The sequence below is a fragment of the Vibrio sp. dhg genome (assembly GCF_003443775.1).
In the GTDB taxonomy this organism is placed as follows: domain Bacteria; phylum Pseudomonadota; class Gammaproteobacteria; order Enterobacterales; family Vibrionaceae; genus Vibrio; species Vibrio natriegens.
The window spans coordinates 3,062,919-3,080,833 of record NZ_CP028943.1 but is presented as its reverse complement, the minus strand read 5'-3'; the positions used below and the strand labels follow the sequence as shown (position 1 = coordinate 3,080,833).

The following is a 17,915-nucleotide window of genomic DNA, read 5'->3' as shown; positions in this document are numbered from 1 at the left end:
AAATCCTTGTCTAGCCTTGCTTACGACCAGAGATGCGACACCACTCTTTTTGCTCAACGATAGGATCTATGTGAAGCTCATCACGATAGTAGTTAGCGACATCTTCTGCTTGGGTATCTAAAACGCCCGACATCGCAAGGTCACCATTTGGCTTCACCAGACCTTTAATGATAGGAGCAAGTTCGCGCAGAGGACCTGCAAGAATATTGGCAACCACCACGTCAGCGATTAGGCCTTCAGGTTGATTTTGAGGTAGGTAAACTTCAAGTTGATCGGCAACGCCGTTACGCTCTGCGTTGTCGCGAGAGGCTTGTAGAGCTTGAGGATCAATGTCGATCCCGATGACTTTCTCTGCGCCTAGTTTGATCGCAGCGATCGCAAGAATGCCAGAGCCACAGCCGAAGTCGATAACTGTCTTACCCGTCAGGTCCAGACCTTCTAGCCATTCCAGACAAAGCGCTGTCGTTGGGTGAGTACCCGTACCGAATGCGAGGCCAGGATCAAGCATAACGTTTACTGCGTCTGGCTCAGGAACGTCACGCCAGCTAGGACAAATCCATAGGCGCTCACCAAATTTCATTGGGTGGAAGTTTTCCATCCACTCACGTTCCCAGTCTTTGTCTTCCAGCTGTTCAACTTTATAAGCAAAATTGTCTGCAAGCATGTTACTTGCTTTGATTTGGTCGATGATGAAGTTGGTATCGGCTTCTGCATCGTACAGTGCCAGAATGTCAGTATCGCCCCATAAGCGAGTTTCGCCAGGAAGAGGTTCGAATACAGGCGTATCTTGCGCGTCTAGGAAAGTTACAGACAGCGCTCCAGTCTCTTCCATTAGCATGTCGCCGATTTGCTCAGCGTTTTCATTGGTCGCGTTGAGTTTGATTTGAATCCAAGGCATTGGTTTTTGCTCTTACAGTAAATGAAGTGGCGCAGAGTTTACCAGAACTCTGCGATTTGTTTGAGTATATACCCAAATAACCTCGAGATGCTTGGTTCAGCGAGAATGACTTGGCTCTCAGACGCGGCAACGATTTGAAGATCTAGTGGTTCTAAATCAAAAATCGTTAACAAAGACTGTGAGTCAAGACAACTCGCCCTTCGGGAGCGTGTCACTGACACAATTTCTGCGTCAAATAACTTGGAAAGAGCTTGCTATTCCACTGCATTATTTTCCTTGAACTTGCATCAGTGACAACGCTCTGAATCCGGCATCTTGAAGTCATTTGGGTATAGATAGTATACAAAACAAAAATGCCCACAGATGTGGGCATTTTTTAGGAGTTCAACTAAGGCTTATTGCAGGCCTAGTTTCTTCTCTAGGTAATGAATGTTGGCACCACCGTGCTGGAAGTTCTCATCATTCATAATTGAAACTTGCAGAGGCACGTTAGTTTTGATGCCTTCGATGATCATCTCACCAAGTGCGTTCTTCATACGTGCAATCGCTACATCACGGTTCTCACCGTAAGTGATCAGTTTACCAATCATTGAATCGTAATGAGGTGGTACTGAGTAACCGGTGTAGATGTGCGATTCCCAACGTACGCCCATGCCACCTGGAGAGTGGAAACGCTCAATCTTACCTGGAGATGGTAGGAAGCGCTCTGGGTCTTCTGCGTTGATACGACACTCAATCGCATGGCCGCGGATCTTAATATCATCCTGAGTGAATGACAGAGGCTGGCCAGCTGCAACACGTAGCTGCTCTTTGATTAGGTCGATACCTGTAACCATTTCTGTTACTGGGTGCTCTACCTGAATACGAGTGTTCATTTCGATGAAGTAGAACTCACCGTTTTCGTATAGGAATTCGAACGTACCTGCACCGCGGTAACCGATTTCGATACATGCACGAGTACAACGCTCACCGATGTACTTACGCATTTCTTCAGTGATACCTGGTGCTGGTGCTTCTTCCACAACTTTCTGGTGACGACGCTGCATTGAACAGTCACGCTCACCTAGGTGGATAGCGCCGCCTTGGCCGTCAGCAATAACCTGAACTTCAACGTGACGAGGGTTTTCCAGGAATTTCTCCATGTAAACCATGTCGTTGTTGAACGCTGCTTTCGCTTCTGCACGTGTCATAGCAATAGCTTGTACTAGTTCTTTTTCAGAACGTACAACACGCATACCACGACCGCCGCCGCCGCCTGACGCTTTGATGATGACTGGGTAACCAATGCGTTTAGCAAACGCTTTGTTTTTATCTTCATCATTGTCCAATGGACCGTCAGAACCTGGTACACAAGGAACGCCAGCTTTCTTCATTGCGTTGATCGCTGATACTTTGTCGCCCATCAAGCGGATAGTTTCTGCTTTTGGACCAACAAAGATGAAGCCGCTACGCTCAACTTGCTCTGCGAAGTCTGCGTTTTCTGACAAGAAGCCGTAACCAGGGTGGATAGCTACTGCACCCGTTACTTCTGCTGCAGAAATGATACGTGGGATGTTTAGGTAGCTGTCGATACCACGAGCAGGACCGATACATACGGTTTCATCTGCAAGTAGTACGTGCTTAAGATCGCGGTCAGCTGTTGAGTGAACAGCAACGGTCTTAATACCTAACTCTTTACAAGCGCGAAGAATACGAAGTGCAATTTCACCTCGGTTCGCGATGACTACTTTGTCTAGCATAAGGCAAGCCTCGCTTATTCGATTACAACTAGAGGTTGGTCGAATTCAACTGGTTGGCCGTCTTCAACAAGGATAGCTGTAACAACGCCAGATTTGTCCGCTTCGATTTGGTTCATCATCTTCATTGCTTCAACGATACATAGAGTATCGCCAGCGCTAACTTTTTGGCCTACTTCTACGAATGCTTTCGAGTCAGGGCTTGGAGAACGGTAGAAAGTACCAACCATTGGAGAAAGAACTTGGTGACCCGCAGGTACTGCTGGAGCTTCAGCTGCTGGTGCTTCTGCTACTGGAGCCGCTGCTACTGGCGCAGGTGCTGCTACTGGCGCAGGTGCTGCTACTGGAGCTGCTGCGTAGTGAACTGGTGCTGGCGCAGCTGCAGTGCCGTGACGACTGATGCGTACTGATTCTTCACCTTCTGAAATTTCTAGCTCAGCAATGCCAGACTCTTCAACTAACTCGATTAGCTTTTTGATTTTACGAATATCCATCTTTTCTTTCTCTTTTATCTTGTGATTAAGACAACCCCGTAGGATTGCAGAGTGTAAGGGTTACTTTGTCTGAAGTTTGTTAATTACGGCAGACAGAGCAAATTCATAACCTTGTGCGCCTAGACCGCAAATCACCCCTTCTGCCTTATCTGACAGGTATGAGTGATGGCGAAACGGCTCACGTGCGTGCACGTTTGATAGGTGCACTTCGATAAATGGGATGGCGACGCCAAGTAATGCATCTCGCAGTGCTACACTGGTATGAGTGAAAGCAGCTGGATTGATGATGATGAAGTCAATCTTGCCATGCGCGGCATGAATGGCTTCAATCAGTTCGTACTCACGATTTGATTGTAGGTGTTCTAATTCCACCCCTGCGTTGTGAGCTTGCTCCGTTAGCGTGTTCACAATCTGTGCTAAGGTGTTATTACCATAGTGTGTCGGTTCGCGCAGACCTAACAGGTTAAGGTTTGGTCCGTTTAGAACAAGAATCCGTGACTTTGCAGACATTATGTTGCTATCTTCCCTTATCGTGAGTGGAACGTTTATTTTCCCAAATATACGATAATTCAACACGATTTTTTTGTTAAAACCGAGCAAAATTTAAAAAATCGACCAAGATTATAGCTAATTCATAGCAATTAGCAGCAATTTACTGGTCTAATCTCCCAATAGCTCATGTTCTTTCTGCAACCAAGTTAACAAAAATAACCTAATGACCACATCAAGGGTGTGGCTAACTTGCGTCCCAAAGCAAAAAAACCGCCATCAAAGTGGCGGTTTTTCGTTATGTGTTTAAAACTGGCTAGTTAGCTTACGCCAGCTCAGCTTTTTCAGCGATGAGTTTGTCTACGACGCTAGGGTCTGCAAGCGTTGACGTGTCACCCAGGTTGCTCGTATCACCAGTTGCAATCTTACGCAGAATTCGACGCATGATCTTACCAGAGCGAGTCTTCGGTAGGGAATCCGTCCAGTGCAGTACATCTGGTGTTGCAATTGGACCGATCTCTTTACGCACCCAGTCTTTAACTTCTTTGTGCAGTTCCGCTGAAGGGAATTCACCATCGTTTAGCGTGATGTAAGCATAGATAGCCTGACCTTTGATGTCGTGCGGGATACCTACGATGGCTGCTTCTGCAATCTTGTGGTGCGCGACTAGGGCAGATTCAATCTCTGCGGTACCCATACGGTGTCCAGAAACGTTCAATACGTCATCCACACGGCCTGTGATCCAGTAGTAACCATCTTCGTCACGACGAGCGCCATCACTGGTGAAGTACATGCCCTTGAAGGTTGAGAAGTAAGTTTGTTCGAAGCGTTCATGGTCACCATAGACCGTACGCATCTGACCTGGCCACGAATCAAGAATCACAAGGTTGCCTTCAGCTGCACCTTCAATAATGTTACCCATGTTATCGACAAGCGCAGGTTGTACGCCGAAGAATGGACGGGTCGCGGAACCTGGTTTTAGATCTGTAGCGCCTGGTAGTGGAGCAATCAAGATGCCGCCTGTTTCAGTTTGCCACCAAGTATCGACAATCGGTGAATTTTCGTTACCGATGGTCTTGTAGTACCACTCCCATGCTTCTGGGTTGATTGGCTCACCTACCGAACCCATGATGCGAAGGCTTGAACGAGACGTGCCTTCAACCGCTTCATTACCTTTTGCCATTAGCGCACGAATCGCAGTTGGCGCAGTGTAAAGGATGTTCACTTGATGCTTATCAACCACCTCGCTCATACGGCTTGTGCTTGGGTAGTTTGGCACACCTTCAAACAAGATGGTTTTAGCGCCGTTCGCTAGTGGACCGTAGATAAGGTACGTGTGACCAGTAATCCAACCCACGTCAGCAGTACACCAGAAGGTTTCGCCTGGCTGGTAGTCGAAGACGTACTTAAATGTCATTGCGGCATAAACAAGGTAGCCACCAGTGGTATGCAGTACGCCTTTAGGTTTACCTGTAGAGCCTGAGGTGTAAAGGATGAAAAGTGGATCTTCGGCTTTCATCTCTTCTGGAGGGCAAACGTCAGAAACACTTGCGGTTGCTTCATGCCACCAAACATCACGGTGATCATGCCATTCAACATCGCCACCAGTACGTTTAAGAACCAACACTTTGCTGATGGTTTTCACGTCTGGGTTAGTCAGTGCTTCATCAACATTCTTTTTCAGTGGAACCGCACGTCCGCCACGAACGCCTTCGTCAGCGGTGATGACAACTTTAGCGTCTGAGTCAATGATACGGCCAGAAAGTGCTTCTGGTGAGAAACCGCCGAATACCACAGTGTGGACTGCGCCGATGCGTGTACAAGCCAGCATCGCGATTGCAGCTTCAGGTACCATTGGCATGTAGAGACAAACTACGTCGCCTTTACGTACGCCTTGATCTTTCAGTGCGTTTGAGAATTTACATACTTCTTTGTGCAGTTCATTGAACGTCAGCGTTTTATCGTCTGCAGGATCATCGCCTTCCCAGATGATTGCTACGTCGTCGCCGTGTTCTGCTAGATGGCGGTCAATACAGTTTGCTGAAACGTTAAGTGTGCCGTCTTCAAACCAGCGGATGTCTACGTGACCCGTGTCGAAAGAGGTGCTTTTTACTTGGGTGAAAGGTTTAATCCAATCAACGATTTTGCCGTGCTCGTTCCAGAAGCCCTCTGGGTCGGTTACCGACTGCTGATACATGGCTAGGTAAGTTTCATTATCCGCGTGTGTATGAGTTTTAATGTTTTCTTTTACCGGATAAACGTGGGCTTCGCTCATGGCTTCTCTCCTTGTGCCTTTATTTCTCGGCCTTACAACAATCTACATAAGACTTTGAATCTTTACTTTGTCGGGCTGTTGTATTTACCCGCTCTATCAACATTATGATTTTCTAAAACATAAAGAATAGAACGGATATTTGTTTTAAACAGTTGGTCGTCGCAAGACTGACCTTGTGCTTATAACTGTCAGTCACAGCGCGTATTTCCACAATTAGACTTTAGGATGATAGAGAGGGATCTACCGAAAAAGGGTTGAAATAAAAGTAATTATGGGAGCCAGGTCAACAGGAATTATGTGTATGGCACGCTGAGACTCGGTAAATCGCCTTTGGTTAAACGAACAAATACCAATGCTGCGGATATCGCATCTTGCAAAGCGTCGTGCTTATCTTGAATTGGCAGCTCAAGGTGCTTGCAAATCGCCTCCAGACTTAAGTCGAAATAGGCGTTCGGTAGATGTCGCTCCAGTTTGTCGTGGTAAATCTGGCTTACTTCAATAAGAGGGTTGGGCAGCGGGAAGCCCAGTTGTCTTTGACAGGCGAGGTCTAAGATTTTTTTGTCGTAACGGATGTGATAGCCGACGAGTGGACGATTGCCGATAAAGTCTATTAATTTCAATAGCGCATACTTTTCGCTGATGCCGTCGACTAAATCCTGATGGCGAATTTTGTGGATTTTTACCGAGCCGGAATCGAGAGATTGTGGCGCTCGCAAATGCACTTCGAATGGTTGGCTGGTGATAATGCGGTTATCAATGATTTTAGTGGCTGCGATGGTAACCAGCTCTGCTCTATTCGGGTCTAGGCTGGTGGTTTCGCAGTCGAGAGAAACCAGCTCGGTTTTATCTGGTGCACAAAATAGCGACTGATAAGGCGAGCCTTTCAGTTTATAGTGCCAATATTTTCGTTGTAGCCAATTCATCCCAGATACCTCTTTTACAACTTACCGGGCTTAATCACGGATCTGATAGTGGAAACCTAAAAACTGCTTAAACTTTTTCACGACATGCAGGCTATGACGCAGCAAGTCGCGCTCTGTTCTGTCGAGTTGTTTGAGGTCGATATTATTCTGTGCCTCTTGTTGGTTAAGTTGCTGATTGAGCCGAAGCTTAAAGAACAACTTGAGTGCTTCGTTTAAGTTATCCGCTGTTTCTGGCTCTAAAATTCGTTTGTTTCTTAAAGCTTCTATGCGGGCAAAGGTATTTTTCTCTTCAATGGCATATTCGAGAGACAGAGTTCGGATGCCGTGCACTATCGGGAAAATACCGCCGCGTTTGATATCCAAGCCATCTTTGGCACTTTTTACGTTGCCAAACAGAGTCAGAGGCACAGAAAACTGCAACGCTGGACGGGTAAAGTCGGACAGGATCAACATGCGATCTTTCATTGTGTCTCTGAGATGGTTGGCGACGGGAGTGAGTAACTCTCGATTGCCAGCAACGGCTTGCGCATCACTGAAGATGGCTAAGTCCATGATTTGTTCTGGCTGCGCTTGTGAAATCCAATTATCAAGGGTTCGAATCCACTCTGATTGAGAGTTTACCCACTTAGGATTGTTGACCATCACTTTGCCAGGACAGAGCGGATAACCCAGTTGCTGCAGGGTGTGGGTGAATGATTGCATCACCTGTTCACTGTGCGACCACTCTAAACCGTCTTTAATGATCAGCGCGTTATCTTGGTCGGTCTTGAGGATCTGTTCCCCTCGGCCTTCCGAGCCTAAAACAATTAAGCAGCAGTGGTCGTGGAGTGCTGGTGGCACCACTAATTCAAACGCTTTCTCGATAATTTGTTCATTAACGGCAGATATCAATTCCATGATAAATCGGGTGCGAATGCCGTTTCTGACCAGACTCTCTACCAACTGGCGTTGTCTGTTGGACGCCAGAGCGAGTTCTTCGACACTGCTGGCTCTGGCGATGCTGAGGGTGAGTACGTGCGAATGAGTGGAGAATGCACTGAGGATCTGAGTCATATCCAACATGCCAATGGCTTGATTACCATCGCAGACCATCAGGCGCTTCATCCGGTGGCGCGTCATCGTAATCATGGCATTAAACAGGAAGTCGCCTTCATCAACGTGGTAAACCGGGAAGGTGGCGATCTCGCCCACAGGTGTATCGACAGCGCAACTATCGAGCATCACGGAATGGAGCATGTTCGTTCGCGTTACAATGGCGTACGGATGCGCTGAAGGCCATTTTTCTAGGCGTACATCATCTGGGTTGAGCTCAACTAATGCGGCATCGATGCCATTTTCTTTTAAGGTTTTTGTTACCTCATTGATAGGCATATCGGGCTTAAGAATCATCGGAGGATGGTAAATGCTCTTATCGACTTTAGTCAGAATAAACTCGGCCAGATTTTGCTGTTGCTGCGCGGCTTCGATTAATGCCTGTCGTTTAGATAGGTTGTTATCGAAGTACGCTGCGAATTGTCCATTCTCGTTATAGAGTTCAAGAAACACTTCTTTTGGCAGCAAATAGGACAGCGTATCCTCAAGCGCTACATACTGATGACGTACACTCTCTTCAAACAAAGAACGGACATCAAACATATCGTCATTGGCATAGTGAGCGAAAACTTCGCTCTGGTCTTTGGAGCGCTCTTCCACGGCACCTTTGATCAAAATATGCAAATGAGGGTTGGTTTGCCCACAAGATAAAATCACATCTCGAGTTCGATAATATGCCACGTCGAGAGACGAACGCAGTCGCGCTTGCTGCTTGCTGGTCAGGCGATCGAACGGGGGAGATTGCATATTAAACTTATCAGGCATAAGAAACCCTAAAATTGGGAGGAACACATTCTAAGTCTGACAAATTTCCTCCCATAAGCCAGACGACTTTGGTCTAAATCCAGGGCGTTAAAATCCACGCTTTCTTGATTTTTAAAAGTTTGTATCCCATCGAGGAAACGGTAAGTTGCCGATTCTTCCCTTTTTCTACTCCGTTTCGCGATCCATAATCCACGCTCATAACGTTGGTGTTCCCATTTTAGGAAAATAATAATGCTAAAACCTTCTCCGTATGGCTGGATCTCCCAGTACTTTCTCGGATTCTTTTTTGCGTATGGCGTCTATCTGCCATTTTGGTCATTGTGGTTTAAAGAGCAGGGTGTCACGCCGACTGATATTGGCTTGCTAGTAGGTTTAGGCTTGGCAACTCGCTGTGTTGCGAATCTGGTGATCACTCCTCGTGTGCATAGAGTGGAGCGTTTGATGCCAGCATTACGTTGGTTGAGTTTCGCCGGTCTTATTTTTGTAGGATTCCATTTTTTTACCGGCGGTAACTTTTGGTTAATGGCGCTGGCTACCATTCTATTTAACTTATGTTGTGGCCCCATTATCCCGCTCTCTGATGCGATGGCCAATTACTATGCGCGTTTAAAAGTGCTCGACTACGGGCGTTCACGTTTATGGGGATCGATCGCGTTTATCGCTGGTTCTACCGTGGTTGGTTACTTAGTGGCAGGTTTTGGTGCGGATATGATTCTGTACACCGCAATGGCGGGTTTAACGATCGCCTTGTTGTTTGCGATGCGTATGACTAACCCAATGCCGGTAACGCTCAGTGATCAGCACGCTGAACGTCCTAAATTGTCGGCACTATTAACCGAGAAATCTGTCCTTAAGTTTTTAGTGCTTGTGTCGCTAATTCAGGGCAGCCATGCGGCGTATTATGGCTTTAGTGCGATCCACTGGAAATCCGCTGGTCACTCTGAAGATGTGATTGGTTACCTTTGGAGTCTGGGGGTGGCAGCAGAAGTTGCTGTGTTTGCATTGAGCAAGCGCATCTTTGCTGGTCGGTCTCTGCGTTCACTGTTTGTGATTGCGGCTTGCGGTGTGATGTTGCGTTGGGGGATCACGGCAGGCACAACGTCAATTCTAGCTTTGGTTATCGTCCAGCTGCTACATGGCGTGACGTTTGCGGCTGCGCATATTGCTGCGATTCAATACATCCAAAACTCTTCAGAGAATAAAATGGTTGCGTTACAGGCGCTATATAACGCGGTTGCGCTTGGGGCATTTACTGCGCTGATGACTGTACTTAGCGGTTGGGCTTATGAACACTGGGGCGCGTTTGTGTTCTGGGGAATGGCTGTGATGGGATTGATTGCACTGTTCATTAAACTGGATCCGCAAGAGCCAGCAAGGCATGTTGTTGACCTGTCGGATAAAACACTTGAAACACAGAATTAGACTTCTGTGACAAAGGTTAAAAACTAATCTTTGTCTCTGTTGTGAAAGCAGTGTTAAATGAAACCTCTCCCTTACGGAGAGGTTTTTTTTTTGTAAGCAAGGTCATAAAGGATATCGGATGCAAGGATGGCTGGTGGTTCCCGTTTCTTTGGCGTACTTGGGAGCCCTATTTATAATCGCGTGGTACGGAGACAACCAGAGAAGGTGGCTAGCCAGATGGCGGCCTTGGATCTACAGCTTGTCTATTGCTGTGTATTGTACCTCCTGGACGTTCTACGGCACGGTGGGTCAAGCGAGCAGTAATCCCTGGTCTTTTCTACCGATCTACATTGCGCCGATTCTGGTCTTTACGCTTGGTTGGCGAGTGCTTGCCAGACTGATATTGATCGCCAAGCGCGAACACATTACCTCTATTGCTGATTTCATTGGCGCACGTTATGGAAAATCGCAGGGACTAGCGGTTGCCGTGACGCTGATTGCCGTCGCGGGGATTCTTCCTTATATCGCATTGCAGTTACGTGGCATCACTATGGGGCTGGAAATCATTGCGCCTGAGCTTGCGTCTGACTTTGGTTATCAGAACGACAGTGTCTCTTGGTTTGTGGTAATGGCACTGGCCATCTTTACCATCTTATTCGGTACGCGTCATATCGATAACACCGAGCACCACCGGGGCATGATGATGGCGATCGCCTTTGAATCGATCATCAAGCTGATGGCATTTTTAGTGGTTGGTGTTTTTATTGTCTGGTTGGCAATGAGTGCAGAAAACCTCAGTCTGATAGATGTCGCTACCGAAACCTATCAGCCGCCCAATATTCCTACCATCCTGATCCATACCGTGCTTACCATGTTGGCGATCGTTTGTTTGCCTCGTCAATTTCATACCATGGTGGTGGAAAACGAGCGCGCTCAGGATCTGCATGTTGCCCGCTGGTTGTTTCCACTGTATCTGATTTTAATGGGTATTTTTGTCTTGCCGATTGCGTGGGTAGGGCAAGGACTGCTAAGTGATGCGTCGCCAGATACTTTTGTTATCAGTGTGCCGATGGCGGTTGGTGCGAGCGAGATTGCGTTACTGGCCTTCCTTGGTGGCACTTCCGCAGCAAGTGGGATGGTGATCGTTTCGACTATCGCGTTAGCCATCATGGTATCGAATGATCTGGCGATGCCACTGCTGTTACGTCGTATGCGCCTGTCTCAACGTAATCATCAGCACTTTTCTCAGTTGCTGCTACGCATTCGTCGCGCACTTATCCTGATTCTTTTGATTGGTGCATGGGGCTTTTATCAGGCACTTGATAGTATCCACTCACTCTCTGCGATAGGCTTTCTCTCGTTTGCAGCCATCACTCAATTTGCGCCGGCACTGATTGGCGGGATGTATTGGCGTCAGGGAAACAAGAAGGGCGTTTATGTCGGTCTTGCGGTGGGTTTTACTATTTGGCTTATCACCCTAATGAGCCAAACCGACATGCTTGCGGGTAACGCCAGCAGTAACTTTTTGATTTGGCTTATTACGCCGCCAGAGATGTTAACCCAGTTTGATATTGCGATCTCTGACTGGGGAATGATTCTCAGTGTCGCGGCCAATACCGCCTGTTTTGTCGTCGTTTCTCTGATTACTCGTCCAAGCCTAAGTGAGCGCTTACAATCGGCTTCGTTTGTTGGTACACCTTTGCCAGAAAGCGAAAATATGAGCCTTTACCAGAGCCGCGTGACCGTGGCTGAACTGGAAATGCTCGCCTCTCGTTTTGTTGGGCGTTCACGCGTTAAAGTGGCGTTTCAGGCCTATTGGAGCCAGCAACGTGAAGAGCTGATGCCGAACCAGCAAGCACCGTCTTCATTGATACGACACACTGAACGTGTGCTCGCGGGGGTCTTCGGTGCATCTTCTGCTAAGTTAGTACTTACTTCTGCTTTGCAGGGAAGAAACATGCAGCTCGAAGAAGTCGCGACCATCGTTGATGAAGCTTCTGAACTGTACGATTTCAGCCGAGGGCTACTGCAAGGGGCGATCGAGCATATTGGCCAGGGTATCGCTGTGGTCGATAAACAATTACGGCTGGTGGCATGGAACCAACGTTATCTTGAGTTGTTTGAATTTCCTCCGGGGTTAATCCAGGTCGGCCGTCCAATCGCAGATGTCATTCGCCACAATGCCGAGCAAGGTTTATGCGGCCCGGGTGATCCAGATGACCATGTTCGTCGCCGGGTTTACCATCTTGAGCAAGGAACGCGGCATACATCCTCTCGTGTTCGCCCTGACGGTCGAGTGATTGAAGTGCAGGGGAATCCAATGCCGGGTGGTGGTTTTGTAATGAGTTTTACTGACATCACCGTGTTCCGCGATGCCGAACAAGCACTAAAAGAAGCCAATGAGACGCTTGAGGAACGCGTGCGACTTCGTACCCGTGAACTTGAACGGCTCAACAAACAGCTGGTGGCGGCGACGCAGCGTTCAGATTTAGAATCGAAGTCAAAGTCACGATTCCTAGCGGCGGTGAGCCACGATCTGATGCAGCCTCTTAATGCTGCAAGGCTGTTTGCCTCTTCACTTTCTGAAGTCGCCAAAGACGACGAGACGAAAAAGCTCTCTTCTCATATCGAAAGTGCACTCGGTGCAGCAGAGGATTTGATTGGCGACTTGTTGGATATTTCCCGTCTGGAATCGGGCAAGCTTGAAGTGCATGTTTGTGGGTTCGCCGTTAATGATGTATTGGCAAATTTAAATGCGGAGTTCAGTGCGCTGGCGAAACAACAGGGTATTGAGTTTACGATGATCCCTTCCTCGCTGACGGTGAATTCCGATCCCAAACTTTTGCGCCGAGTGGTGCAAAACTTTCTTACGAACGCGTTCCGCTATAGTCCAAACGGCAAAGTCGCTTTGGGTGTGCGCCGCGTCAAAGGTCGAGTGCGTATTGATGTCTGGGATAACGGTATGGGCATTGAAGAAGAGAAACAGCAGGAGATCTTTGAAGAATTTAACCGAGGCTCTCAAGTTCGCTCTGATCAGGGCTTAGGGTTGGGGCTGGCGATATCGAAAGGGATAGCGCAGGTGCTGGGACATGAAATCTCGATGCGCTCCTGGCATGGCAAAGGCAGTGTCTTCTCGATTACGCTCGACAGAGCCGAGAGCGTACAGGTCATCAGCACAGTGACGATGCCAAGCAGTACTCAGTCTGAGCTATGCCATCTGAAAATTCTGTGTGTCGACAATGAGCCAGATATTTTAGTGGGAATGGATAACCTGTTATCGCGTTGGGGTTGTGATACACGACTGGCCGCCGACTTAGTTGAAAGTCTGAAAGCGCTGGATGATGGCTGGGTGCCGGATGTGATCTTCTCGGATTACCGACTGGATAACGGACGCACTGGATTGGAAGTGCTGCAACAGTGCCGTCTTCGTCTGGGTAATCGCTTTGAAGGTGTCATCATCAGTGCGGACCGTACCGATGATATGCTTGATGGCATCAAAGCGAATGGATTTAGCTTTATCGCCAAACCCGTTAAACCGTTGAAGTTGCGTTCGGTAATAAACCGAGTGGCCTAGTTTTATTTAGTTTCAGTTATTTACAGTTAGATAAAGACCTCCAATTGGAGGTCTTTGTGTTTGAGGCTGGACGAATTACTCAGCTACCCCGCCTTGCGTCAATTTGGTTGGATTCAGCAGTTTCTCCAGTGTCGCGCGATCTAAGTCGGTTTCCTCTTCAGCGACATCAATGATCGCCCGTCCTTGTTTATAAGCCTTTTTCGCGATTTCGGCGGCTTTCAGGTAACCAATAACCGGATTAAGTGCGGTGACCAGAATAGGGTTCTTGGCTAACGCCACATCAAGGTTATCTTGCCTGACTTCAAACGTGGCGACGGCTTTGTCTGCCAGTGCTGTGGCACTGTTGGATAGTAGCTCAATGCTTTCTAATACATTATGAGCAATGACAGGCAGCATCACGTTGAGCTGAAAGTTACCAGACTGACCCGCAATGGTGATGGTGGTGTCATTACCAATTACTTGGGCGCAGGCCATGGCGACGGCTTCTGGAATAACAGGGTTTACTTTCCCCGGCATGATGGAAGAACCGGGCTGAAGTCCTTTTAATTCAATTTCTCCTAACCCTGCTAGTGGTCCGGAATTCATCCAGCGAAGATCGTTTGCGATCTTCAGGATCGCAACTGCTGACGTTTTGAGCTGTCCGGATAGGGCGACGATCGCATCTTGGCTGCTGAGATTAAAAAAGAAATTTGGACTGGAACAAAACGCTACATTTGTTGATTGTGAAAGATTGTCTGCGAAAAGTGGGGCGAATCGCGGATCGGCATTTATCCCAGTGCCGACTGCGGTACCTCCTTGTGCCAGTGCCTTCACGGCTGGCAAAGTTTGTTCAATCGCTTGTTTGGCGTGTTCGATTTGGTACTGCCATCCTCCAAGTTCTTGGGCAAGGGTAATCGGCATGGCGTCCATCAGATGAGTTCGACCTGTTTTTACCACGTCTTTTAAGGCTTGTTGTTTCGTGGCAAGTGATTGGCAAAGGTGCTCCAAAGCGGGAATCAGTTGCTTTTCGATCGCCAGTGCTACGCTGACCTGAATCGCCGTTGGCACGACATCGTTACTGCTTTGACCCATGTTGACGTGATCATTTGGGCTTACGCTTTCTCCAAGAGTCTGTGCAGCCAGCGTTGCGATCACCTCATTGGCATTCATATTTGAGCTGGTGCCAGAGCCAGTTTGGAAAACATCAATCGGAAATTGCTCCAGATGTTGCCCGTCGATGATCGATTGCGCTGCATTCGCTATCGCATCGGCAATTTTACTGTCTAATAATCCTAATTGAGCATTAGTCAGTGCTGCGGTTTGTTTGATATGTGCCAAAGCAAGGATGAAGCCTTGTGGCATGGTGTGTCTGCTGATGGAAAAATTGTCTACGGCACGTTGAGTTTGAGCCTGATAGAGAGCATCAGAAGGGACTTTCACCTCACCCATGCTGTCGGTTTCAATACGAAAGTCTCTGGTCATGACTTGCTCCTCTGTTCTCAATCCTAAGTCTCTTATCAACCATAGGTGATTTACGAGGATTTTGATGACAAAAAAGCCGATGCATGAATACAGGCATCGGCTTGGAGCAAGTGAGCTATATCCCTACAATTAAGCCCAGCTTTTTATTTTGTTCTTTATTTCAGTTATTCGGTAAACAGGGTCTCGTATTTCACGAAAGCCGTTTGAGTCTCGCCGTAGTAGAGTGTTCCTTCTGACTGAATGACCACTCTTAACCAGCTTTCTGCTGATTTTGGTTTCGGTAAGGTGATGTACCAGTTTTTACCTGCTTGATCAGCGGGTTTCATATCGACTGGCTGTGCGTTCTTTTCCTGATTTGCGACCACAGAAACTTTCACGCCTTCCAGTGGGAAAGCCGCATTGAGAGACAATTCTAGACTGTCCTTCGTTAGCTTCTCAGAGCGAAACTTCACTTTAAAATCGCCATTTTCCATATCACAAAGACCACTGGTGTAGCGACAATTGGACTTGCTGGCCAATTTATAACTTTCACCTTCTTTCGCGGCATGAGGCTTTTCACTTAACGCTAAATCCGTACCGAAGTAGGCAATTAACGATAGGATCGGAGCGATTAACAGGGCGATAATTAAGTGCTTGTTTTTGAACATCTTGGCTTCCTTGCAACGACAGACTTCGAAATAGTAACTGAAAATAGAGAATAAAAAAGCCCCGGACAGATGTTTCCAGACGGGGCTTTGTGGTTCTAATTATAATTAGTGATCGACAGCTTGGCCCGCACCTACTGGTACACGTACGTGCTCAACCAGATCTTTCACTTCTTGTGGTGTTTCTGCTGTTACTCTCGATACTGCGAACGCCACGATGAAGTTGAATAGCGCACCAATTGCACCAAACGCGTTTGGCTCAATGCCTAGGAACCAGTTGCTGCCCCAGCTTTCCAGGTAAGTCCAATCCGCGATGAATAGGATACCTTTGTGTTGGAACACGTAGAACAGCGTAATACTGATACCAGCGATCATACCAGCGATAGCGCCTTCTTTGTTGATGCTCTTACTGAAGATACCCATCATCAATGCCGGGAAGATAGAGGACGCTGCCAGACCAAAGGCCAGTGCAACGGTACCTGCCGCGAAGCCCGGTGGGTGTAGACCTAAGTAGCCTGCTACCGCAATTGCCACTGCCATGGAAATCCGGCTGGCAAGGAGCTCTTTCTTCTCGGAGATATTCGGGTTAATGACCCCTTTGATTAAGTCGTGAGATATCGCGGACGAAATCGCCAGTAGTAGACCCGCAGCGGTTGATAGTGCTGCTGCCAGACCACCAGCCGCAACCAATGCGATTACCCAGTTTGGTAGCTTAGCAATCTCTGGGTTAGCCAGTACCATGATGTCGTTATCAACTTTTAGCTCGTTAGTAGCCGCATCAGAAGTGTACTGAATGTTGCCATCACCGTTCTTATCATCGAAACCTAGCAGGCCTGTTTTTTCCCAGTTCTTAAACCAAGCTGGACGCTCGTCATAAGCTAGGTGTTGGCCAGGAGCCGGGTTAACTGTGTTCATTAGGTTTAGGCGCGCCATTGCTGATACTGCAGGTGCAGTTGTGTAAAGAATAGCAATGAAGATTAGTGCCCAACCTGCTGATGTACGTGCGTCACGAACCTTAGGTACCGTAAAGAAACGGATGATTACGTGTGGCAGACCAGCCGTACCGATCATCAGTGACATGGTGTAAGCAAACATGTTTAGTGTATCACCACGAACTTGAGTGGTGTATTCACTAAAGCCGAGTTCGGTCACCACCTGATCGAGCCGATCGAGTAGATAGACATCGGTTCCCGCCATGGTACTACCAAGGCCAATTTGCGGAATTGGGTTACCAGTGAGTTGCAGAGAGATAAATACTGCTGGGATAGTGTAAGCAAGAATGAGTACACAATATTGAGCAATCTGCGTGTATGTGATGCCTTTCATGCCGCCTAGTACAGCGTACATAAATACGATACACATACCAATCAGTAGACCTGTTGCGTAATCTACTTCTAGGAAGCGACCGAATGCAACACCTACGCCTTTCATCTGACCGATAACGTAGGTTACTGACGCGATGATCAGACACACAACCGCTACGATACGCGCTGTCTTAGAGTAGAAACGCTCACCGACAAACTCTGGCACGGTAAATTTACCGAACTTACGTAGGTAAGGAGCAAGAAGCAGAGCAAGCAGAACGTAACCGCCAGTCCAACCCATTAGGAATACAGAACCTCCGTATCCCATGAAGGCAATCAGACCCGCCATCGAAATAAACGACGCCGCTGACATCCAGTCTGCTGCTGTCGCCATACCGTTCGCGATTGGGTTTACACCGCCACCCGCAACATAGAACTCTTTGGTTGAGCCTGCGCGCGCCCAAATCGCAATCCCGATGTACAGGATGAAGGTTGCGCCAACAACCAGGTAAGTAATAGTTTTCAAATCCATCTGAGTGACTCCTTACTCATCTACGCCGAATTCACGGTCGATTTTGCGCATCTTCCACGCGTAGTAGAAAATAATACCCAGGAAGGCGTAGATGGAGCCTTGTTGAGCGAACCAGAAACCAAGTTTGTATCCACCTAGTTGAAATTGATTTAGTACATCGACAAATAAAATGCCGCAGCCGAAAGACACAACGAACCAGATGACCATTAGGCCAATCATGAGTTTCACGTTCTTGTCCCAATAGGCTTTGGCTCTTTCTTCACTTTCAAACGCCATTGCCGTCTCCTTACGATTGGTATTGTTGTTAAAAAAATGTTTCACCATGTA

Annotated in this window: 13 protein-coding genes; 2 read left to right on the top strand and 11 right to left on the bottom strand. The window is 47.7% G+C overall.

Translation table 11 applies throughout. The features are described from left to right. Window positions 1-10 precede the first annotated feature (10 nt). The 7 genes from prmA to DBX26_RS14345 form a co-directional block, all read right to left on the bottom strand. Window positions 11-898: a 50S ribosomal protein L11 methyltransferase gene (prmA, locus tag DBX26_RS14375; RefSeq protein ID WP_020336225.1), complete on the bottom strand. Its 888-nt coding sequence runs from the start codon at window positions 896-898 to the stop codon at window positions 11-13. A gap of 395 nt (window positions 899-1,293) precedes the next feature. Further along, on the bottom strand, window positions 1,294-2,637 hold the full coding sequence (gene accC, locus DBX26_RS14370; RefSeq protein ID WP_014233261.1) for an acetyl-CoA carboxylase biotin carboxylase subunit: 1,344 nt from the start codon (window positions 2,635-2,637) through the stop codon (window positions 1,294-1,296). Between the two features lie 14 nt (window positions 2,638-2,651). Next, complete coding sequence (accB, locus tag DBX26_RS14365; RefSeq protein WP_118119560.1) at window positions 2,652-3,128, bottom strand: acetyl-CoA carboxylase biotin carboxyl carrier protein; 477 nt, start codon at window positions 3,126-3,128, stop codon at window positions 2,652-2,654. A gap of 60 nt (window positions 3,129-3,188) precedes the next feature. Next, the gene (aroQ, locus tag DBX26_RS14360; RefSeq protein WP_014233259.1) at window positions 3,189-3,638 is read right to left on the bottom strand and encodes a type II 3-dehydroquinate dehydratase; all 450 of its coding nucleotides are present in this window, start codon (window positions 3,636-3,638) and stop codon (window positions 3,189-3,191) included. A gap of 304 nt (window positions 3,639-3,942) precedes the next feature. Then, entirely contained in the window at window positions 3,943-5,892 is a 1,950-nt protein-coding gene (gene acs / locus DBX26_RS14355; RefSeq protein WP_014233258.1) for an acetate--CoA ligase, read from the bottom strand. Between the two features lie 293 nt (window positions 5,893-6,185). Further along, window positions 6,186-6,815 (bottom strand): 3'-5' exonuclease, encoded by a 630-nt coding sequence (locus DBX26_RS14350; RefSeq protein WP_118119558.1) that lies wholly within the window; start codon window positions 6,813-6,815, stop codon window positions 6,186-6,188. A gap of 30 nt (window positions 6,816-6,845) precedes the next feature. Further along, window positions 6,846-8,672: a DUF294 nucleotidyltransferase-like domain-containing protein gene (locus DBX26_RS14345; protein ID WP_118119556.1), complete on the bottom strand. Its 1,827-nt coding sequence runs from the start codon at window positions 8,670-8,672 to the stop codon at window positions 6,846-6,848. A 231-nt stretch (window positions 8,673-8,903) separates the two neighbouring features. Between DBX26_RS14345 and DBX26_RS14340 the strand changes: the two genes are divergently transcribed. Both DBX26_RS14340 and DBX26_RS14335 read left to right on the top strand, forming a co-directional pair. Further along, a complete protein-coding gene (locus tag DBX26_RS14340; protein ID WP_065300323.1) occupies window positions 8,904-10,094 on the top strand; it encodes a 3-phenylpropionate MFS transporter in 1,191 nt (396 codons plus the stop codon). Between the two features lie 118 nt (window positions 10,095-10,212). Continuing rightward, window positions 10,213-13,647 carry a hybrid sensor histidine kinase/response regulator gene (locus DBX26_RS14335; protein WP_118119554.1) on the top strand — a complete coding sequence of 1,145 codons (3,435 nt, stop codon included), beginning with the start codon at window positions 10,213-10,215 and terminating at the stop codon, window positions 13,645-13,647. A 75-nt stretch (window positions 13,648-13,722) separates the two neighbouring features. Here DBX26_RS14335 and DBX26_RS14330 read toward each other — a convergent pair whose 3' ends face one another. From DBX26_RS14330 to DBX26_RS14315, 4 genes are all read right to left on the bottom strand, one after another. Then, entirely contained in the window at window positions 13,723-15,108 is a 1,386-nt protein-coding gene (locus DBX26_RS14330) for an aspartate ammonia-lyase (RefSeq protein ID WP_118119552.1), read from the bottom strand. A 164-nt stretch (window positions 15,109-15,272) separates the two neighbouring features. After that, window positions 15,273-15,755, bottom strand: a complete 483-nt coding sequence (locus DBX26_RS14325; RefSeq protein ID WP_014233252.1) for a hypothetical protein — start codon at window positions 15,753-15,755, stop codon at window positions 15,273-15,275. A 105-nt stretch (window positions 15,756-15,860) separates the two neighbouring features. Next, window positions 15,861-17,588: a sodium:solute symporter family protein gene (locus DBX26_RS14320; RefSeq protein WP_014233251.1), complete on the bottom strand. Its 1,728-nt coding sequence runs from the start codon at window positions 17,586-17,588 to the stop codon at window positions 15,861-15,863. Between the two features lie 12 nt (window positions 17,589-17,600). Further along, window positions 17,601-17,864: a DUF4212 domain-containing protein gene (locus DBX26_RS14315; RefSeq protein WP_014233250.1), complete on the bottom strand. Its 264-nt coding sequence runs from the start codon at window positions 17,862-17,864 to the stop codon at window positions 17,601-17,603. Window positions 17,865-17,915 lie beyond the last annotated feature (51 nt).